Consider the following 19,718-nt stretch of genomic DNA (forward strand, 5'->3'; position numbering starts at 1 on the left):
GCGCGCTATCAGCTGCGTTCGGTCTTGATGATTTCGGTCATGGTCACGCCGAGCTTGTCCTCGACCAGGACGACTTCGCCGCGGGCGACCAGCTTGTTGTTGACGTAGATGTCGATGGCCTCGCCGACGCGGCGGTCGAGCTCGAGCACGGTGCCGGGTCCGAGCTTCAACAGCTCGCTGACGTCCATCTTCGAGCGGCCGAGCACGGCCGAGACCTGCACGGGAACGTCGAACACCGCCTCGAGGTCGGCGGCGGCGCGCGCCGCATATTCGTCCTCGTTGTAGCCGACGTCCGTGCCGGTGGGCGGCATCGGGCCGTTGAGATCGGGCAGCGGGACCTGTCCGTCGGTGTCGCTCATGGCTTAGCTCCCCCTGCGGGACGCGACATAGCGTCCAACCATTTCGTCGATCTTGGCCGCGATGGCGCCGCGCTCCAGCACGACGCCGCCATCGGCCCATTCGATCCGGCAGTCGCCGGTCGCAATCTCCGGCTCGGCCAGGATCACCAGCCGTCCTTCGAAGCCGCTTTGCTTGGCGAGCCGCTCGATCTTATCGCGTGCGCTGTCGTAGAGCGCGTCGTTGATGCGGACCACCAGATGCGGCGTCGCGACCAGATGCGAGAAGCAGTCCTTGACCAGTGCGACGATCTCGCCGAGCGGCTCGGCGGCGACCAGGTCGGCGCACAGCTTGCGCGCGACCGCCACCGCGACGTCGACCGCCTCGGTTTCCATCTTGGATTCGATGTTGCCGATGCCGGATGCGATGCCGCGGATGCCGATATTGATCTCTTCCATGGCAAGCGCGACGCGGCGGTCGCTCTCGGCCTTGGCCTCCTGCTGGCCGGCGGCAAAGCCGTCCTGATAGGCGCGCGCCTCGGCTTCCGCTACCTTCTGGGCGATCTCCGCGGCGGTCGCGGCCTTCTCGCGCGTCGTCCGCTCGGGCGCCGCGAAGTCGGTATCGAACAGGAATTTTGCCGGAGCGGCCATCAATACACCAGCTCGTCGTCGGCGCGGTTCTTGGTCAGCATGATCTCGCCCTTGGCAGCGAGGTCCTTGGCGAGGTTGACCAGCAGCGCCTGGGCCTCGTCGACGTCGCGCAGCCGGACCGGGCCCATTGCCGCCATGTCGTCCTGGAGCATCTTGGCCGCGCGCGATGACATGTTGCCGAAGAAGAAGTTGCGGACGTCCTCGTTGGCGCTCTTGAGTGCGACGCCGAGCTTGTCCTTGTCGACGTTGCGCATCAGCGTCTGGGCCGAACCGGAATCCAGCTTCACGAGGTCGTCGAAGGTGAACATCAGCGCCTTGATGCGCTCGGCCGATTCGCGGTTGTCCTCTTCCAGCGAGGTGATGAAGCGGGTCTCGGTCTGCCGGTCGAAATTGTTGAAGATTTCCGCCATCACCTCGTGGGCGTCGCGGCGGCGGGTCTGCGACAGGTTGGACATGAATTCGGTGCGCAGGGTCTTCTCCACGCTCTCGATCACCTCCTTCTGCACCGCTTCCATCTTCAGCATGCGATTGACGACGTCGAGCGCAAGCTCCTCGGGGAAGATGCCGAGCACGCGGGCGGCGTGCTCCGGCTTCAGCTTCGACAGCACCACCGCGATGGTCTGCGGATATTCGTTCTTGAGATAGTTGGCGAGCACCTCTTCCTGCACGTTGGAGAGCTTCTCCCACATGTTGCGCCCCGCGGGGCCGCGGATCTCGTCCATGATGCCGTTGACGCGCTCCGGCGGCAGGTATTGCTGCAGCAGCCGTTCGGTGGCGTCGAAATTGCCCATCAGCGCGCCCGATGCCGACATGCGCGAGACGAATTCCAGCAACATGTCCTCGACCGTGTCAACCTCGACGGTGCCGAGCGTCGACATCTCCAGCGAAAGCTGGCGCACTTCGTCGTCGTCGAGCATCGACCAGATCTTGCCGCCATACTGCTCGCCCAGCGCGAGCATCAGGATCGCGGCGCGCTTGGGTCCCGTCACCGCCTCGGTCTGGGCGCCGGCGCGGTTGCCGGCACGCTGGCCGAGCGTGGAGATCACGCTGGTGATGTCGTTCGAGTTGGCGTTTTGCAGACTGGCGGCCATGTCAGATCACTTCTTGATTCACTTGCTAGGACTACTTGGCTAGGACTACTTGGCTGGGATTACTTGACTGGGATCACTTGGCTGGTTCGGTCAGCCACTGGCGGATGATGGCGACGGTTTCGTTGGGGTTGCGCTCGGCGAGCTCGCCGACGCGATGAACGGACTGGGCGTGGACCTGGCCCTGGATGGTGGCGACGTCGATCGCGCTGGCGGTACCGCTCGGCAGCAGTGCCTGGCCGGCCGGCGCGCTCTCTTCCGAGGCCGCCGGGCCGGCAAGAACGCCGGAGATGGCGGCGGCGACTTCGTCGGAGGCCAGGATGCGCTTGACCAGCGGGCGGATCACCAGGAACAGCACGATCAGGCCGAGCAGCATCATCACGCCGAGCTCGACGAAGTACATGACGTCGTCCTTGGTGAACTGGAGCATGCCGAGGAAGCCGCCGGGCTCGCCGATCGGGGCAGTGGAGGGCGCATCCGCAAAGCGCAGATTGACGACCTCGACCTGGTCGCCGCGCTTTTGGTCGAAGCCGATCGCCGAGCGCACCAGCGTGGCGATGCGGTCGAGCTGCTCCTTGGTACGGTCCTGGTAAGCCAGCTCGCCCTTGTCGTTCTTGGAATAGATGCCGTCGACCAGCACCGCGACCGAGATGCGGTTGACCCGGCCGGCCTCGGTCACTTCGGTCTTGGTGGTGCGGGAGATCTCGTAATTGTTGGTCTCTTCGGACTTCTTGCTCTGGTCCTTGGCCGCGACGCCGTTGTTCTGCTGGTTGCCGGGCAGCTCGTTGTTGACGGTGACCTGGCCGTTGTTGTCGGCGGTCATGCTCTGCTCTTCGCGGGTCTGGCTCGAGCGCAGCACGCGGCCCTCGGGGTCGAACTTGTCCGAGGTCTGGGTGATCTTGTTGAAGTCGAAATCGGCGGAGAGCTGGACGCGGGCGCGGCCCGAGCCGACCACAGAGGAGACGATGTCCTCGACCTGCTTGCGCATCCGCTTCTCGAAGGAGATGCGGCGCTCGTCGCCGACCGCCTGCTCAGGATCGGTGGCGGCGCCGTCGGCAAGCAGCTGGCCGGCCTCGTCGACGATCGAGACGCGCTGCGGCTTCAGCCCGTTGACGGCGGAAGCGACGAGGTGGCGGATGGCGCGGATCTGCTGGGCTTCCAGCGAGCCGCGGACGCGGACCACGATCGAGGCCGACGGCTCCGGCGCCTCGCGCGCAAACAGCGGGCGCTCGGGTAGCACCAGATGGACGCGGGCGGCCTGGATGCGGTCGATGGCGCGGATGGTGCGGGCGAGCTCGCCTTCCAGCGCGCGGAGGTGATTGATGTTCTGGACGAAGGAGGTGGTGCCGAGCGCGTCCGACTTGTCGAACACCTCGTAGCCGACGCCGCCGCCCTTGGGCAGGCCGCCCTCGGCGAGCTTCATCCGCAGGCGGGTGACCTTGTCCTTGGGCACCATGATGATGCTGCCCTCGTTGCGGATCTCGAACTGGATGCCCTGGCGCTCCAGGTCCTTGATAATGCCGGAGGAATCCTCGACGCTGAGGTCGGTGAACAGCGTCGTCATCTGCGGCGTGGTGACGCGCATGATGACGAACGCGAAAAAGCCGATGAGCGCGGCGGTGACCGCGATCATCGCCCCGAACCGGGCGGCGCCGATACTCTTCAAAAAGTCCGCAAGACCTTGCAAGCAACCGCCCCAACAGATTCGGCCGCTTTCACCGGAAAGGCCGACTGGGCAATTATTGCCTAGGTGATGGTTTCGATATGGTTAACGAAGGTTAAGAGGTCGGACAAAAGTCGCGCAAAGGGCGGATATGAAAAAAATCGGCCTCGCAGGGCGAGGCCGATTTTCGTCAAAAGCCGCAGATTTCCGGATCGCCTACTGGCGATATTGCTGGATGCGGGTGGTGCGAAGACCCGCCAGACCATGCTGGTCGATGGAAAACTGCCAGGAGAGGAATTCGTCGACCGTCAGGGTATAACGGCTACAGGCCTCCTCGAGCGAGAGAAGTCCACCACGGACGGCGGCGACGACTTCGGCCTTGCGGCGGATGACCCAGCGTTTGGTGCCGGGTGCAGGCAGATCCGCGATCGTCAACGGACTGCCGTCCGGCCCGATGACGTATTTTACCCTCGGGCGATGGGGTTCTGTCATGGCGTACTCACAAACTCTCAACCACTGAACTCACGCCCGTAACCCTACGCCCGGCGGCTTAAAAATCCGCTAAGCCTAAGGCTTCAATACAATTCTCGTTGAAAATGGCTGGAACGGCGCCGTGTCGGCCGGCGGAACGGTGGAATCCGGGCCGGTCGAGGGGGTCTTCGTAAATACTTTACTAACGAATGGAGCCGGGGCGCGTCGCCGCAAGGCCCTCAATGTCGTCCCTGCCAAAGCAGGGACCCATACCGCGTGATTCATCGATGAGACGCGGGCAGCAGTACCAAGAATGACTTCCTAACCCCTGGTCTTCGCCAAACTTCTCCCTGGGGCCATGGATCCCCGCGTTCGCGGGGATGACGTTTGGCGCGCGGCGCGCACCTTAATTGCTGCTGGTGGCGATGATGCTCTTCACCTGGCTCAGGGTGTAGCTGGCGCCGTCGATGGTGAGCAGGGGCGGCGACTGGGTCAGGTCGACCGACGACACGACGCCTTGCACCTGGGCGGCGATGCCGACAGTGTTGTTGGCGACGTCCTTGCCCGTCGCCGTGATCGTGTACTTGCCGTCGGGCCATTGCGTGCCGTCATTGCCCATGCCGTTCCAGGTGAAGGGAATGTCGGTGCCGGCGGCGGCGGTATATTTGCCGGTGAACACGGTCTGGCCGCTGGCATTGGCGACGGTGATGTCGACGGTGGAGTCGGTCGGCACGTTGAGATGCCAGGTGGCTGTCGACTTGGTCATGCTCGCGGTCGAGCCGTCGACCAGGGCGGTCTTGCCGACGAAGCCCAGCGCCTGGGTCGCCTGCGTGGTCTGCTGCAGGGTGACGAGCTGCGACAGCGCATCGTTGGTCTTGAGCTGCTGCTCGACGCCGGCGAACTGCACCAGCTGCTGGGTGAACTGGTTGGTGTCGAGCGGATCCAGCGGGTTCTGGTTCTGCAGCTGCGTCGTCAGCAGCGTCAGGAAGGTCTGGAAATTGCCGGCGAGCGTCGATCCCGTGGTCGAGCTCAGCGAGTTCGACGAGGAGGATTTCGGCAGGTCGGTCGTCCCGGAGACGACAGCAGGAGCGGTAGCGCCAGTCGTAGTGGTCATGTCGGATACTCCTTTACACTCTGATGTCGACGCCGCTGCTCGGCCCGTACATGCGGCCATAGCCCCGCCCGACGGGTGCGGCGGCAACAGTGTCGTCCTCGCTGATGATCAGCCGGCGGGCATTGCCGCCATTGTCGTTGTTCTGGCCGGAGTTCTGGCCCGATGAATTCTGGTCGCGCAGGCTGAAGGACAGCCCGTTGCTGCCGGACTTGAGGCCGGCATCGTCGAGCGCGCGCTGCAATTGCGGCGCGTCCTGGCGCAGCATCTGCAGCGTCTCCGGCTTCTCCACCGTGAGATGCGAGGTGACATTGCCGTTGCGGTCGACATTGATGCGGACGTCGATGCGGCCGAGCTCGGCCGGGTCGAGGCTGATGTCGAAGCGGGACTTGCCGGAGCGGATGGCGGCCGCGATCTCGATCGGCACGCCGTTGATCGGCACCGCCGTCGCGCTGGCCGCGGTCGCGGTCAGCGTCGCGGTCGAAGCGGACGCGGTCGAGGTCGTGTTGGTCAGCGGCGCCTGCATCGCGGAGGCGGCCTGCGCGCTGGTGTCGGCGGTGTTGAAGGCGGCGTGCGCATTGGCATGGGCCTGGGCGGCGGGTGCAGCCGGAATCGCGTCGGGCGTCCGGTCCGCTGCGCCGGGCTTCGCTTCGGTCGCTGCGCCATCTGCCTGCGGCTTGGCGCTTTGCGCATGCGCGTCGGCATTGGCGGTCGCGGTGCCCGGCGCTTGCGTCGGGGCGGGGTTCGCCGCGCCGGCGTCCTGGCCGATATTGGAGACGTCGGACTGTCCTTGCGCGGTGGCGACGGCGGCCTGGAACGAGGTCTTCGGCGTGCCCTGGTTGACGGGGATCAGCCCGCCGGTCGCCTTGGCGTCGGTCGTGGCCGCGTCGGTTGCTCCGGTCGCGGCATCGGCCAGCGTCGCGGTGGTGTCGGCATCGACCTTGGCGCCGGCGGTCTTGGCGCTCTTGTCGGCGGGCGTGGCGGTGTCGGTCTTGGCGCCCGCGATCTGCGCCGCGGTCGAAGCGCTGGCGGCGATGCCGGCGGCGGCGATTGTCAGCGGCGAGGCGGTGGCGGCCTGGTTCGCCGCCGCGTTGGGATCGGCCGGGACGACCGGCGCGGCAACCACGATCGCGTTCGGATCGGGCACGGCCTGCGCCGCGTCGGCCGGTGCCGTTGTCGCGGCATCGATTGCGGCGGTGAGCGTGTCGGTGCCCTCGGTCTGGTCGTCCTTGGTTTTCTCGGATGCATCAGCCGATTTGGCGTCTGACGCCTCGGACTTGTCCTTGACCGTGCCGGCGTCCTTGGCCGCATCGGTGGTCGTGTCGTTCGCCTTGTCGTTCGTCTTGTCGTTCCTGGTGGGCGCGGAGGTGTCGGTGTCGTCGCTCGCCCTGCTCTGCGAGGATTGATCGGTGGAGGAGGTGTCGCGCGGGCCCTTGTCCGCGGAGGACGAATCGTTCCGCCGCGGCGCGCTATCCTGGGCCTGCGAGGCCGCATTGGTGTTGATCGCCTGGGTGTTGCTGTCGACCAGCGACCCGAAGGAGTCGTTCGCGGACGGCTCCCTGGTGCTCTGCGACCGCGCAGGCTTTTGCTGCGCGCTCGACACTTGCACGCTGGCCACGACATCTGACGTACGACTGACCACAGGCGACCCCTTGGAAACATCTTCGGCGTCAGGGGAGCAAGGAGCGGGCCAGTGCCCTTCCAAGTATATTTATGTAGCAAAATCAATGTCTTGAAGATTTAGGCCCGTCGCCGCAGGGCCCGCTGCGACCCCGCCATTTCTGCCTCCCCGGCAAGAATTGCCCTAAGCTGGCCGCCCCCGTGATTGCTTCACCGGAATGCCGCCTATATTAAAGAGGTTACTCTCAGCCGCTTTCGACCGGGCAGTCGTGCCTTGCGGGAACTATAGTTCCCGGGGATCGCCGACGTCCCGCGAGAAGCATGAAATCGCGGATCGCCGCACGCCGTCACAACCCTTAAGGCCCATGCTCAACAGTCTGGATCTCGAAGGCCGTCCTGAGGACACCAGGGTCGTTGTCGCCATGTCGGGCGGCGTCGATTCCTCGACGACGGCTGCGCTTCTGAAGGCGGAAGGCTACGACGTCGTCGGCATCACGCTGCAGCTCTACGACCATGGCGCGGCGACCCACCGCAAGGGCGCCTGCTGCGCCGGCCAGGATATCCACGACGCCCGCGACGTCGCGGCAAAACTCGGCATTCCCCATTACGTGCTCGACTACGAGGATCGCTTCCGCGAGTCCGTCATCGACAATTTCGCCGACAGCTACGCGCTCGGCGAGACGCCGGTGCCGTGCATCGAGTGCAACCGCAGCGTCAAATTCCGCGACCTCCTGAAGACCGCGCGCGAGCTCGGCGCGCAGGCGCTCGCCACCGGCCATTACGTCGCCTCGCGCCGCCGCGAAGACGGCTCGCGCGCGCTGGTCTGCGCGGCCGACGCCGACCGCGACCAGAGCTATTTCCTGTTTGCGACCACGCAAGAACAGCTCGACTTCCTGCGCTTCCCGCTCGGCGACATGACCAAGCCCGAGACGCGCGAGCTCGCGCGCCGCTTTGGCCTGTCCGTCGCCGACAAGCACGACAGCCAGGACATCTGCTTCGTTCCGACGGGCCGCTACACCGACATCATCACGCGGCTGCGCCCCAACGCGATGGACCCCGGCGATATCGTCGATCTCGATGGACGCGTGCTCGGCCGGCACAACGGCATCGCCAATTTCACCGTCGGCCAGCGCCGCGGCCTCGGCATCGCCGCCCACGCGCCGCTGTTCGTGGTGCGGCTGGAGGCCGCCACCCGCCGCGTCGTCGTCGGCCCGCGCGATGCGCTGAAGATGCACCGCATCGCACTTCGCGACGTCAACTGGATCGGCGGCGGCGACATCGACCGCGCCATCGGCGCCGGCCTCGAATTGTTCGTGCGCGTGCGCTCGACCCGCAGCCCCCAGCCGGCATGGCTGCGCGGCAGCGATGGTCATTACGAGGTCGAGCTCGTCGCCGGCGAGGAGGGCGTCTCGCCCGGCCAGGCCTGCGTGTTCTACGACGCGCCCTCAGGGCAGGCGCGCGTGCTCGGCGGCGGCTTTATTCAGAGCGCCGCCGCGAAGGTCGCAAGCAACGCAGCGAGGCCGCTCGCTGAAGCGGTGCGCGGCTAAAAAAATACCGGGGCAGGGGCATGGCAGCAGACATCTCGCGGGCCGGGGTCGAGAAGGCCTATGGCCGCTGGGCGCCGGTCTATGATCTCGTGTTCGGCAAGGTGTTCGACGCCGGACGGCAGTCGACCATCGCAGAGGCGGACCGCATCGGCGGCCGCATCCTCGACGTCGGCGTCGGCACCGGGCTTTCGCTCTCCGACTATTCGCGCACCACGAAAATCTGCGGCGTCGACATCTCCGAGCCGATGCTGCGCAAGGCGCAGGCGCGCGTGCGTGCGCTTCGGCTCTCCAATGTCGAAGTGCTCTCGGTGATGGATGCGAAAAACCTCGCCTTCCCCGAAAACTTCTTCGACGCGGTGGTGGCGCAATATGTCATCACCGCCGTGCCCGATCCCGAAGGCACGCTCGACGAGTTCGTGCGCGTGCTCAAGCCCGGCGGCGAGCTGATCCTGGTCAACCACATCGGCGCCGAGACCGGCCCGCGCAAGCTGTTCGAGCTCGCCTTCGCCCCCGTCGCCCGCCGCCTCGGCTGGCGCCCGGAATTCCCGTGGGCCCGCCTCGAGGGCTGGGCCGCCAGGCACGGCGGCGTCACGCTGGCCGAGCGGAGGCCGATGCCGCCGATGGGGCACTTTTCGCTGATCCGCTACCACAAAGCCTGATCGCGGTTTGCCCGGCGTCCTGCCAAGCCGGCAGTGCGCTTCCTTCCCCGCAAGCGGGAGAGGTGCACCGAGAACGCGGCGAATAGCCCGATCACATCGCATTCCCACCGGGAACAGGCCGCGCTTCCTGCGCGTTTCCCTCCCATGCGCACGACATCAAACATCATCCTGGCCAGCCTGCTGATCGCCGCCTCCGGCAGCGCGATCGCGCAGGCGCCGCCCGCCCCGGCGACGCCGCCGCAAGCGACCGCGCCGCCATCCCCGCAACATGCGGCCAATTGCGCCCCGCAGGACCGCCCGAACCGCCAGGCCGATGGCACCACCACCGGCCAGTCCCGGGAACCGCTCGGCGACAGATTGGCAAAGTCCGACGGCGTGCTGTGCCCGCCCGCGGGCGTCGACCCCGAGATGCACGCCCCGGCCCCCGAAACCGGCGGCAACACCCCGGTGATCCCGCCCCCGGGCAGCCCCGGCGGCGACCCCAACGTGCGGCCGAAATAAGCGATTTCACGCCTTCGCGCCCTTCACCTCTCCCCGCCTGCGGGGAGAGGCCGGAGCGCGTCGGAGATGCGATCCGGGTGAGGGGGATTTTCCACGAGTCCGGTCTTCAAATGGGCAAATCCGGCGCCCAAATCGGCCGTTTCTCGCCATCTTGTCCCGCCGAAGCCTTGGCGAAGGCAGAAGCTTTTAGCGAAGGCGGATTGACTTACGCCCGCCCCCTTCTTTATATGCCGCGCGTTCGCGAGATCGGCCATAGCAGCCGTTCGCGGGCCCTGTGGCGGGGTAGCTCAGCTGGTTAGAGCACGGGAATCATAATCCTGGGGTCGGGGGTTCGAGTCCCTCTCCCGCTACCATGTATCCCCCACTACTATGGTGGGCCTCCGGAAAGACCCCTCCGCCGACCAATGCGGCCATCTTTCCCTTGACCTCGATCTCGAAGCCTTCCCGAGGGCCTTTCGGGTGGACAATGACGCTGTGCACAAGCGACCTGAAGTCGGCGACCAGCGGGCCGCGATCGTCTTCCGCGCTTGCATGGCTTGCCATCGTGTCGGCTAGTCCATTGACGGTTTCGATGTAGCGGTCCAGCGTTGCCGGATGGAGTGAGATGGGAGTAGGGGCCTCCTCGAGGGAAGCCAGTTCCGCCTCGACGCGCAACCGCTCTTGCTTCAGCTCGGCTATCCGTTGCTTAGCATCCTCCTCGGAAATCACGTACTTGATCACGAGATCAATGTTGCGCTGACGCTCGCCCTCGATCCGATCGCGTTTGGCCTCTAGCCGCAGGCGCTCCGCAGAGGCGTTCCCCGCAAGCCGGTCTCGCTCACTGTTGTAGGTGCGAACATAGGTCTCGATCAGCCGTGGGTCTTTCAACTCCTCGACCATCCCGCTGAGCACAAGTTTTTCGACGTCGCGCAGGTACATGATCCTGCGATTCGAACAACTGCCACTCTCGCGCACAGCTGAGCAACGAATCCTGGTCTTTCCGGTCTTGTCGCGGTCGTGAACTGACATGCCAGATCCGCAACAACCGCACCGAAGGAGACCAGACAAGAGATGCGGCGCCCGTCGCTTCATGTGACTGGCCAAATGCCCCTTCTCGGTCTTCAAAGCGTGCGCCTGCTCCCACACAGATTGTTCGACGATCCGCAGTCGGGGCACATTTATGCTCTGCCACTCCTCACGAGGGTTCGGGCGAGACAATCGTTTACCTGTATCGGGATCCTTCACCATCCTGACCTTGTTCCAGACAATACGGCCAGCATAGAGCTCATTGAAGATGAGCCCCGTCCCGCGCTTGGCGTTGCCGTTGATCGTCGAAGCATTCCATCGCCGACCTCGTGGTGGATGTATATTTTGCCGATTGAGATCCTGCGCGATCTCCCGGGGAGCCCGTCCCGACGCGTATGCCGCAAAAATCCGTCGGACGATCGTAGCTTGATCTTCGACGATTTCGAGCTCGCCGGCTTTGCCGGGTACGGCTCGATATCCGTAGGCTCGTCCTCCCGCATGTCGGCCATCACGTATCACGCCTGCCATGCCGCGGCGGACCTTCTTCGCACCGTCCTCGCGCTGCATCTGTCCGACGAGGCCGCGGATCCCAATCAAAATTGAGTCCGCAGTACCATCGTGGACGGCCTGGATCTCGATCCCCTGGAAAGACAACCGTTTGTGGATGCCGGCCAGATCCTCCATGTCGCGTGAGAGTCGGTCCAATGCCTCTACGACCACAACTGCGAAACGATGCTGACGCGCAGCGTCCATAAGCTGCATCAAACCATCGCGGCCGAATACCGAGGCTCCAGAACGCGCCTTGTCCTCAAAGGTACCAACGACATCGAGTTGATGACGAACCGCATAAGCGCGGCAAAGGGCAATCTGGTCTTCAGTCGATTTTTCGTTTTGAAGCTCGGTCGAGAACCGAGCATAGATCGCTGCGGGTTTCATCTCGAATACCACTGCTCATGCGATTGTCGCCAGCGGCATCGAGATGATTCTTCATCAGGCGCTCGCTATCGAAGAGATGATCGCGTCTTGCGTCGGCAATTGCAAGTGCTTCAACAAGCTTGATCAGAGCAGGATCGATTTGCGCTGAGGCTGCGGACCCTGGTCCACGACTGTGCTCTTCTCTCGTCCTCGCGCGCTTCATTCTTTCGAGATGCTGCGCAACGGTGAGAGAAATCAGGGTACTTATGCGCCGATCGTGGAATTGGATATGATAGGGAACAAAACGGACAAACTCTCAGAAGACGATCTGGTGTTTAGGGTCTCTGTCCGCGTTCGCCGTACGACGCCTGACGAAGAAATGCGTGATGCACTTACAAGACGCAGTGGCGGCGGCAAGTCGGTAGGCTGGAGTACACCATAGCTTGCAATGCTGCTAGTTTAGCTGTGTAATTCCCAGCGCTGTACTGCTCTGAGGCGGGCGGGTCATGGCCAACGCATTGGTCGTGCGCAAGGGAACGAACCTGGCAAGGCGCCTGCGGACGCAGCGTGCCGCGCAATATGTCCGGATGTCGAGAGAGCTTCAGCGCTATTCGATCGAGAACCAGCGCGCGGCGATTGCCGCTTATGCGGCAACTAACGGCCTCACGGTCGTCCGGACCTATGAGGATCAAGGCCGGAGCGGCCTGCGGATCAAAGGCCGGCCGGGTCTTATCGAACTTATCGAAGATGTCCAATCGGGCCAGGCCGACTTCGATCAGATCCTCGTCTACGACGTCAGCCGGTGGGGACGCTTCCAGGACACCGACGAGAGCGCCTACTACGAGTTCCTGTGCAAGATGAACGGCGTTCGCGTCGTGTATTGCGCCGAGATCTTCAAGAACGATGGCAGCTTTCTTTCCGGCATGGCCAAGTACATGAAGCGAGGCATGGCAGCTGAATGGAGTCGAGAACTCGGGGTCAAGGTGCACACCGGACATTGTCGGATCGCAAGCCTCGGTTACCGCGTTGGTGCCCCCGTCGGCTACGGCCTACGCCGGATGATGGTCGATGAAGGCGAGCATCCGAAGGGACAGCTCGAGAGGGGCCAGTACAAGGCTCTGCAATCAGATCGCGTTCGACTGCGGCACGGCTCAGCCGAAGAGGCCGCCGTAATTCGGTGTATCTTCGATCAATTCGTCAACGCAAGACAATCGTATAGCGAGATACGGCGCGCGCTCAACGACGCCAACATCGCCAATCATAACGGCCGACCGTGGACGGATGGGATGATCCCGACAATCCTGGGCAACGAAAACTACATCGGAAAGACCGTCTATAATCGAACCTCGCGACGCCTGGGCGAGAGACTCGTCAAAAACCCTGCCCATGCCTGGGTTCACGGCGCCGCTGCGATTGAACCCATCGTTGATCCGGATATCTTCGCGCGCGCTCAAAAACTGCTCGCCGAGCGGCGCGTCGAGATTCGGAAGACGAGATGCTGATGCGTCTCCGCGTCGTGCTTCGCCGACGAGGAAAACTCAACTCTAACATCATCAACACGACGCTCGGGCTCAACCACGTCTCGTCCTACGTCAAGCATTTTGGGTCGTTGCGTGGGGCCTATTCGCTGATCGGATACGTATCGCCACGAGACTGCGACTGGTTGGACACCTGGGATCACTGGGCCCACGAGCAGACGAGGCACGCGAACGAACTCGCCGAAGTGCTGAGAGCTGATCTTGGTCTTGAGCCCGAGCTTGCTCAGGGTAACATAGCTCTTGATGTTGGCGGCGCGCGCTTGGTTTCATTTCTCATCGCACGACAACTCGCCACTCGCGGACCGGATCACGCGCCGCAGTGGAAAGCCTACCGCAGACAAATTTCCTCTGGATTGCTCGCAGTGATGAGGCTGGATGCAACGAACAAGGTGGTCGAGGACTATGTGCTGTTGCCGCCCAAATTGCGGGCAGGCCGATACGTCTGGCTTTCATCCGGCTCCCTCGCCCGGCATCGCGGAGTTCTCTGCCCGGAGATGAGTGATTTGATTAAGGCGATCAAGGCCAGATTGGCGGCGTCCAACCATGCCGCGCCAACCATGTCAGCCCCGTCGAACAAGCAAGCGGAACGAGGCCGCCCCAAAGCCAGGAGCGGCCGCGGGCGGCACTGATTGAGCGCAGGTATAGGTAAGCGCCAAGCAGCTTGCCGTAGTTTAGTCTAAAATCGCCATTCAAGCGGGCGATCTTCGATAGCTCAGAGGTTTCGACTTCATTCGACATGGGCTGGCTTCCGCGTTGGACCAGCACCCTATGAACCACTGTTTTGCCCGACGGCACAAGCGAAACTTCGGTAAATCAAAATATTTGCGCCTGCCCATGCCGCGAAGGCTCACACGGATGGTGAGTGGACGCAACGTCCCGCCTTTGACCCCTAGCTGTTTGCTGTCTCAATCTTGCTCGACACGCACCGGCGTCCGAGAATGACGGTTGGAGAATGTGGCGCGCTCAATTCCTGCTGGCCCTTTTCTTTCCCATTGTCCGCCATAGAGCGAGCTTAACACACGATACGAGTTGAGGAAGCGCAGCGCGCCGCGCTGCAGGGAGGTCCTTTGCGTAGGGTGGAGCAAGGTACCCGGTGGTCCTTTCAGCGCAAGCTTCGCCGCCTGCTTGCTGCTGCCGTCATCGTTGGCCCCGTCGCGCTGACGCCGGAGATGAGTTCGGCTGAGGGGCTGCTTGATTTTCTTTTCGGTGGCGGCCGGAAGCAGCAGCAAACCTCGTCTTCCGGCAATGACAATAATCCGCAATTGCCGACGCCGCGGCCGGTCGTCGCAGGCGCGGGACCTGCCTTCTGCGTGCGCAGCTGCGACGGCAAATACTTTCCGCTGATGCGCGGCGCGGCCTCGCCGGCGCAGATGTGCCAAGCCTTCTGTCCGACAAGCCCGACCAAGGTCTTCTTCGGCTCCAACATCGATAGTGCTTATGCCGCAACTGGCGAACGCTATGCGGACAGCGAGAACGCCTTTGCCTATCGGAAGGCGCTGCGCGCCGACTGCACCTGCAACGGCCGCAATCCCGGCGGCCTAGCGCCAATTGATCTCGCGCTGGACGGCTCGCTGCGCCGTGGCGACGCGGTGGCCACCACCGACGGGCTCGTCGCCTATAGCGGCATACGACTCGGCAGCGACCAAACGCCGGATTTCACCCCCGTGGTCGCGCCCGCGCGAACCGGCATGACGGCAAACAGCGCGTCAAACCTGAGGTGACCCGCACGCGTTGCGAGCGGCAAGAGGTCGACCGTAGGTGAATTCAACGCCGGAGCAGCCTGCAGACCTAGAGCCGGCGAAGGCGCGGATGTCTGCTGATGGGCCCCTGGCCGACCTCGGAAGATTGCTGCTTTTCCGCTGCTGGTGGGGTTTGAGCGGACATCAGGTGGCCAGCCGCTTAATGAGTATACGTCGGGTCGAGCACCCATGGGAAGGCTCTAAGCGCTAGGCTCTGCGCCCCGCTAAAGCCTACTCGACCTCAAGATCGTGGATGGTCGGTTTCAGTCCGTCAGGGGTGACTTCAATGCTCGCGAGCGTGATCGGTAGCCTGAAGCGCGGGCGCCCGGCACTGCCGGGATTCAAGTAGAGCAAGCCATCTACGGTGTTGATCTTGGGCACGTGGGAGTGGCCGGAAACGATGACATCGATGCCCTTAGCTACGGGGTCGATTTGCAAAGCGCCGAGGTCATGCAGAACATAGAACAGCTGTCCAGCGAGCCGCACGAACTCGGTTTCTGCAAATTCGGTAGCCCACTCGCCAGTGTCCACGTTCCCCCTGATCGCCGTGACGGGGCCTATTCTCCGCAGCGCGGTGATGATCTTGGGATCGCCGATGTCGCCGCCGTGAATAATGTGGTCGACATGGGCCAACGCGCGAAGAGCCTCTGGCCTGAGCAGGCCGTGCGTATCCGAGATGATGCCGATCGTGAATGTCATCGAACTGTCCGAGCGAGCGCCGATTATCGCGTGTTGGGCCGCAACAGTCGATCGAGAAGTTGTGCGCTCTTTCTGCAGGGCCACCGGCGCCCCGGACATCCATCGTCTAAGCCGACTTTCGCCGCTGGCCCGTCGCGGGTTTCTTCGCCGCCGCTTCCTTCGCCTGTTTCTTGCCGGCGATCGGCATCAGCATCTCTTTCTGACCTGCCGAAACTTTGCGCGGCTTCTTGACGGGCTTTGCCGTCTTGGCCGGTGCAGCGTCCCGACCGACGCTCTGCCGCAGCGCCTCCATCAGATCGACCACGTTTTCGCCTTTGGGCCGCTCCTTCGGGCGAATGGTCTTGCCCGCGCGCTTCTGGTTGATCAGGTCGACCAGCGCGGTTTCGTAGTGGTCCTCGAATTTCTCGGGAGCGAACGTGCCTGTCTTCTGGTTGACGATGTGCCTTGCGAGATCGAGCATATCCTTGGTGACTTTGACGTTCTGGATCTCGTCAAAATACTCCTGCTCGTTGCGTACCTCGTACGGATAGCGAAGCAGGGTGCCGACGAGCCCCTTGTCCATAGGTTCGAGAGCGATGATGTGCTCGCGGTTGGTCAGCACGACCCGCCCAATCGCGACCTTATCCATTTCGCGGATGGTCTCGCGGATCACTGCGAAGGCGTCGTGACCGATCTTGCCGTCCGGCGTGAGATAGTACGGTCGGATCAGGTAGCGCGGGTCGATCTCGGACTTGTCGACGAACTCATCGATCTCAATGGTGCGGGTCGACTCCAGGGCCAGCTCCTCGAGCTCCTCCTTGGTGACCTCGATGTACTGTCCTTTGTCGAGCTCGTACCCCTTGACGATGTCCTCGTTCGCGACCTCGTCACCGGTATCGGCATCGACCTTCAGGTACTTGATCCGGTGGCCGGTCGCTCGATTGAGTTGATTGAAGGAGATCTTTTCGCTCTCCGACGTCGCTGGGTAGAGGGCCACCGGACAAGTGACGAGCGACAGACGCAAGAAGCCTTTCCAGTTGGCTCTCGGGGCCATGGTACGCAGAACTCCAGTTCGGACGGATTCAAGACGAACGGCGGAGCGTGGTTCCGACAGTAGATGTGGCCCATAAGAAGATATTTTTCACGCCGGCTCTCGACTCCAATGTTCTTGTTATGTTCTATGGCGGCATGACGGACCGACCCGCGAGCTGGCGCATGCCGATACCCAAACAGATGGAGAAAATGGCAGCACTCGCGGGCAGAAGCGCGCCGCAGAAGCCCGGATTGGCTCCTGAGGCTGATTTGCCCGCGGAGTATTGGCAGGCCCTTCTAGACGACCCTCGCGCCGAGGCACGGTCAGTCCTTTCCGGAGGGGCACTACCGTTAAGCCAAATTCCTCAGCACATTCTGAGGCTGGGATGCCGGCGCTGTGCTCGGATCGTCGAAATTCAGAAGGTTGATGCCATCCGCCTCTACGGCCGGGAGGCACTCTGGAAAGACGTTGGGCGCCGGCTCTTGGACAATACCTGCACGCAGCGGACCGGTCGGCATGAGGAAGACGGCTGCTGGCCTGCGCTCGACTAGTCGCCGGCTCGGCCGGAACTGGATGCTGCCATGGCACCGAAGCACCACCCGACGCCGCTCAGCGGCGGCGACCGCAAGGCGCTCTCCAAGGAATTGGGGAGAGCCCGCGCGATGACGACGATTCTCATTGAACAGTCTGCCGAAGCCCGTGCCAAGGGCGAGGCTCTCATACGACAGGCAGACAAGCTACTCTGTGAATCCTGGAACGAGAGGATGTGGGCCGACGGTGGACCGATTGACCCATCGCCGACCGTCGACCAGGCAATCAACGCCGCTTACGCTTGGCTCGAGATCGAATGCTCGCGATGCAAGACCAGGCGAGACGTCGACCTGGCGGCGCTCCGCCATCCGCCGACAACGTTTGTCCACGACTTGGCGAGCCGCCTCCGCTGCAGCAAATGTACTAATGCTGGCCGTCGGCCGTCAGTTAACCTTCTGCAACTGGCATCGCGCTCCCGCCAGGCCGTAACGGAGACCTGATCGTGTGCAATCTCTATTCGATTACAACCAACCAGGCCGCGATCAGCGCGCTGTTCCGCGTCATGAACCGGTACGTCGGTAACTTGGCGCCGATGCCCGGCGTCTTTCCAGACTACAAAGCGCCGATTATTCGCTCCGGCGCCGACGGCCGCGAACTCGTCACCGCGCGTTGGGGCATGCCGTCGTCGTCGAAGGCGCTGATGGATGCGACGAAGAAGCGCGCCGAAAAACTGCAAGCGAAGGGAAAGACCGTCGACTTCAAGGAACTGTTGCGGATGGAGCCCGACGGCGGCACGACCAACATCCGCAATGTGAAGAGCAAACACTGGACTAGATGGCTGGGTCCGGAGAATCGCTGTGTGGTGCCGTTCAACTCCTTCAGCGAGTTCAACAAGGCCGAAGGTGGTGACATCTGGTTCGCGCTCGACGAAACCAGACCCCTCGCATGCTTCGCCGGCATCTGGACCAATTGGACATCGGTCAGGAAGGTCAAGGAAGGCGAAACGACCAATGACCTCTACGCATTCCTGACGACGGCGCCCAACGCCGAAGTCGGCGCGTTTCATCCGAAGGCGATGCCGGTGATCTTGACGACACCGGCGGAAGTCAATGCTTGGCTCGGTGCACCCTGGGAGAAAGCCATGGCACTCCAACGTCCCCTTCCGGATGGATCTCTAAAGATCGTGGAAAGGGGCACAAAGGAAGACCCCGCATCGGATACCTAATCCTTGAAGTATTTCCCGGAAATCTCATCTGCGGGCACAGCCCTCGACCATAGCGGTGGGTCAGGCACATCCCCGATTCTACCTAAGCCGGACAGGTAGCGTCTCGCAGATGCTTGCCTTGAAGGCATCCGCGGTGCGAACATACGCAACCCAGGAGGGCATCATGGTAGGTGTCGATTACAGCGCGTGGGACGTTCAGAACGGCGAGCTACGACGCCGGTTTGACTATCAAGATTCGAAGACCAAAAGATATATCGCCACAATTCATCTCGTCTGTAAGATAGAACGCGGCACTTCGGAACCACTCACCTTCCTTGCTTTCACGTTTTCACCGTTTCGGGTCGTTGACGGCCTCGATCTGGGCCTGTCGCTTGCGCCCCTCGACGGCGGCCGGCACGCGCCTGTGGGAGTGAACGTCACATCGGTCGAGGACGGCCAAGGCGCGCTAATGTCACCGCGCACCCCGCAGGGTCTGCGGCTGCTGCTTTCTCACCTACTCAGTGGGAGACAGCTCAAGTTCGGCATTTTCCAAGGCCCTGAGCAGCTAGTAGATATGCCATTTTATAATGATTCCGAATTTGCCCAGCTGCATCAGGCGCAAGTCGCCGTGCTAAAGACAAAGGCAAGCGTGTTCCTGGCAAAAATCACAGGTGTGATTCCTCAGGGCATGAATCTGCCGGCTCCGCCGGTCGAGATGCGGGAATTCGACAACATTACCACCGCCAAGCAATGGTTGCTCGGTGAAGCGCTGACTAATCTTCCCACACCAGTCAACAACATCGAAGTCTTCGAGAACGGTCAGTCAGTCTGGCGCGAATGGCACTCGAGCCATGACGCACTAATATCGAAGAACGAGCTTTGGTGGGATGCAAAGGACCCAGGCCGGAAGGAACGTGAGGCTGCCGACAAAGAGCGCAGGTGCAACATCGAGTCCGGGCTTATTCCACACAGTCAGCTTTCCCTGAAGGAGCAATTCGAGAAGGCGAACCCGCGCTGGCTTGGGCCATACTTCGCCTGGCTCCCAACAAGCACACTCGATGCTGGGACCATCTGGATGACGCAGTATTGGGTGCGCGCCAGCCTGGGTCTCAAATACAAAAATAAAGGCTGGTTTCCGGACAACGATTAGGGGGAAACGTGAGAGTTGAAGGGCCTGATACTTATGAGCTTTCGTTCACGTCGACTGAGTTCCAACGTGCTCTGCTCCAGAGGGACCAACAAATTTTCCGGGATCGCCACGAACGATCTGCCTAAGCTCTATATCGGCTCCATCGACCGAAAGCCGATCTACGTAGGGCTCACAAAACAGAGCATCCGAAACCGTCTGCGCCTCGGCTGGAACGCTAGTGGAGAGAGCGGCTACTACGGATAGCCATGCCGTAACCCGTATTTGAAAGCCTATAGCCAA

The 19,718-nt window shown here is 62.7% G+C and carries 21 protein-coding genes and 1 tRNA gene; 11 read left to right on the plus strand and 11 right to left on the minus strand.

The window, feature by feature from the left end; translation table 11 throughout:
• Nucleotides 1-8: 8 nt before the first annotated feature.
• The 7 genes from fliN to BM190_RS26760 form a co-directional block, all read right to left on the minus strand.
• On the minus strand, nucleotides 9-359 hold the full coding sequence (gene fliN / locus BM190_RS26730; protein WP_018318401.1) for a flagellar motor switch protein FliN: 351 nt from the start codon (nucleotides 357-359) through the stop codon (nucleotides 9-11).
• Nucleotides 360-362: 3 nt separating this feature from the next.
• On the minus strand, nucleotides 363-986 hold the full coding sequence (locus tag BM190_RS26735; protein ID WP_092260462.1) for a FliH/SctL family protein: 624 nt from the start codon (nucleotides 984-986) through the stop codon (nucleotides 363-365).
• Entirely contained in the window at nucleotides 986-2,077 is a 1,092-nt protein-coding gene (gene fliG, locus BM190_RS26740) for a flagellar motor switch protein FliG (RefSeq protein ID WP_018318403.1), read from the minus strand. Before fliG ends, BM190_RS26735 begins: the two co-directional genes overlap by 1 nt.
• Before the next feature lie 73 nt (nucleotides 2,078-2,150).
• The gene (fliF, locus tag BM190_RS26745; RefSeq protein WP_092260464.1) at nucleotides 2,151-3,761 is read right to left on the minus strand and encodes a flagellar basal-body MS-ring/collar protein FliF; all 1,611 of its coding nucleotides are present in this window, start codon (nucleotides 3,759-3,761) and stop codon (nucleotides 2,151-2,153) included.
• Nucleotides 3,762-3,953: 192 nt separating this feature from the next.
• Nucleotides 3,954-4,229: a CtrA inhibitor SciP gene (gene sciP / locus BM190_RS26750; RefSeq protein ID WP_002714638.1), complete on the minus strand. Its 276-nt coding sequence runs from the start codon at nucleotides 4,227-4,229 to the stop codon at nucleotides 3,954-3,956.
• Between the two features lie 385 nt (nucleotides 4,230-4,614).
• A complete protein-coding gene (locus BM190_RS26755) occupies nucleotides 4,615-5,322 on the minus strand; it encodes a flagellar hook assembly protein FlgD (RefSeq protein ID WP_092260466.1) in 708 nt (235 codons plus the stop codon).
• A 13-nt stretch (nucleotides 5,323-5,335) separates the two neighbouring features.
• Nucleotides 5,336-6,961: a flagellar hook-length control protein FliK gene (locus tag BM190_RS26760; protein WP_092260468.1), complete on the minus strand. Its 1,626-nt coding sequence runs from the start codon at nucleotides 6,959-6,961 to the stop codon at nucleotides 5,336-5,338.
• 343 nt (nucleotides 6,962-7,304) lie between these two features.
• Here BM190_RS26760 and mnmA point away from each other — a divergent pair, with 343 nt between their 5' ends.
• The 4 genes from mnmA to BM190_RS26780 all read left to right on the plus strand — a co-directional run bounded on the left by mnmA (nucleotide 7,305) and on the right by BM190_RS26780 (nucleotide 9,999).
• Nucleotides 7,305-8,486 (plus strand): tRNA 2-thiouridine(34) synthase MnmA, encoded by a 1,182-nt coding sequence (gene mnmA, locus BM190_RS26765; protein WP_092260470.1) that lies wholly within the window; start codon nucleotides 7,305-7,307, stop codon nucleotides 8,484-8,486.
• A gap of 20 nt (nucleotides 8,487-8,506) precedes the next feature.
• Nucleotides 8,507-9,145 carry a class I SAM-dependent methyltransferase gene (locus BM190_RS26770; protein ID WP_018318408.1) on the plus strand — a complete coding sequence of 213 codons (639 nt, stop codon included), beginning with the start codon at nucleotides 8,507-8,509 and terminating at the stop codon, nucleotides 9,143-9,145.
• 144 nt (nucleotides 9,146-9,289) lie between these two features.
• Nucleotides 9,290-9,646: a hypothetical protein gene (locus tag BM190_RS26775; RefSeq protein ID WP_092260472.1), complete on the plus strand. Its 357-nt coding sequence runs from the start codon at nucleotides 9,290-9,292 to the stop codon at nucleotides 9,644-9,646.
• Nucleotides 9,647-9,922: 276 nt separating this feature from the next.
• Nucleotides 9,923-9,999, plus strand: a tRNA-Met gene (locus tag BM190_RS26780).
• On the opposite strand, the gene BM190_RS26785 is transcribed toward BM190_RS26780, so the two are convergent.
• Complete coding sequence (locus BM190_RS26785; protein WP_092260800.1) at nucleotides 9,956-11,587, minus strand: recombinase family protein; 1,632 nt, start codon at nucleotides 11,585-11,587, stop codon at nucleotides 9,956-9,958. The two genes, BM190_RS26780 and BM190_RS26785, sit on opposite strands and share 44 nt — an antisense overlap.
• Nucleotides 11,526-11,789: a hypothetical protein gene (locus tag BM190_RS39760; RefSeq protein ID WP_143109084.1), complete on the minus strand. Its 264-nt coding sequence runs from the start codon at nucleotides 11,787-11,789 to the stop codon at nucleotides 11,526-11,528. Before BM190_RS39760 ends, BM190_RS26785 begins: the two co-directional genes overlap by 62 nt.
• Before the next feature lie 283 nt (nucleotides 11,790-12,072).
• Between BM190_RS39760 and BM190_RS40670 the strand changes: the two genes are divergently transcribed.
• The 3 genes from BM190_RS40670 to BM190_RS26805 all read left to right on the plus strand — a co-directional run bounded on the left by BM190_RS40670 (nucleotide 12,073) and on the right by BM190_RS26805 (nucleotide 14,825).
• Complete coding sequence (locus tag BM190_RS40670; protein WP_177237303.1) at nucleotides 12,073-13,068, plus strand: recombinase family protein; 996 nt, start codon at nucleotides 12,073-12,075, stop codon at nucleotides 13,066-13,068.
• On the plus strand, nucleotides 13,062-13,733 hold the full coding sequence (locus tag BM190_RS40675; protein ID WP_177237304.1) for a hypothetical protein: 672 nt from the start codon (nucleotides 13,062-13,064) through the stop codon (nucleotides 13,731-13,733). Before BM190_RS40670 ends, BM190_RS40675 begins: the two co-directional genes overlap by 7 nt.
• Before the next feature lie 492 nt (nucleotides 13,734-14,225).
• Nucleotides 14,226-14,825, plus strand: a complete 600-nt coding sequence (locus tag BM190_RS26805; protein ID WP_502687009.1) for a DUF2865 domain-containing protein — start codon at nucleotides 14,226-14,228, stop codon at nucleotides 14,823-14,825.
• A 249-nt stretch (nucleotides 14,826-15,074) separates the two neighbouring features.
• Here the strand turns inward: BM190_RS26805 and BM190_RS26810 are convergent, their stop codons facing one another.
• Together BM190_RS26810 and ku are read right to left on the minus strand one after the other, a co-directional pair.
• Nucleotides 15,075-15,542, minus strand: coding sequence for a metallophosphoesterase family protein (locus BM190_RS26810; protein WP_092260478.1), 468 nt, complete (start codon nucleotides 15,540-15,542; stop codon nucleotides 15,075-15,077).
• A gap of 106 nt (nucleotides 15,543-15,648) precedes the next feature.
• On the minus strand, nucleotides 15,649-16,575 hold the full coding sequence (gene ku, locus BM190_RS26815; RefSeq protein WP_092260480.1) for a non-homologous end joining protein Ku: 927 nt from the start codon (nucleotides 16,573-16,575) through the stop codon (nucleotides 15,649-15,651).
• 134 nt (nucleotides 16,576-16,709) lie between these two features.
• Between ku and BM190_RS41935 the strand changes: the two genes are divergently transcribed.
• From BM190_RS41935 to BM190_RS26835, 4 genes are all read left to right on the plus strand, one after another.
• Nucleotides 16,710-17,105: a hypothetical protein gene (locus tag BM190_RS41935; protein ID WP_092260802.1), complete on the plus strand. Its 396-nt coding sequence runs from the start codon at nucleotides 16,710-16,712 to the stop codon at nucleotides 17,103-17,105.
• Between the two features lie 30 nt (nucleotides 17,106-17,135).
• On the plus strand, nucleotides 17,136-17,585 hold the full coding sequence (locus tag BM190_RS41225) for a hypothetical protein (protein WP_092260482.1): 450 nt from the start codon (nucleotides 17,136-17,138) through the stop codon (nucleotides 17,583-17,585).
• A gap of 2 nt (nucleotides 17,586-17,587) precedes the next feature.
• Nucleotides 17,588-18,310 (plus strand): SOS response-associated peptidase, encoded by a 723-nt coding sequence (locus tag BM190_RS26830; RefSeq protein ID WP_092260484.1) that lies wholly within the window; start codon nucleotides 17,588-17,590, stop codon nucleotides 18,308-18,310.
• Between the two features lie 163 nt (nucleotides 18,311-18,473).
• The gene (locus BM190_RS26835) at nucleotides 18,474-19,439 is read left to right on the plus strand and encodes a hypothetical protein (protein WP_143109086.1); all 966 of its coding nucleotides are present in this window, start codon (nucleotides 18,474-18,476) and stop codon (nucleotides 19,437-19,439) included.
• Nucleotides 19,440-19,718 lie beyond the last annotated feature (279 nt).

It is taken from the genome of Bradyrhizobium sp. Rc3b (assembly GCF_900114915.1).
Lineage (GTDB): Bacteria > Pseudomonadota > Alphaproteobacteria > Rhizobiales > Xanthobacteraceae > Bradyrhizobium.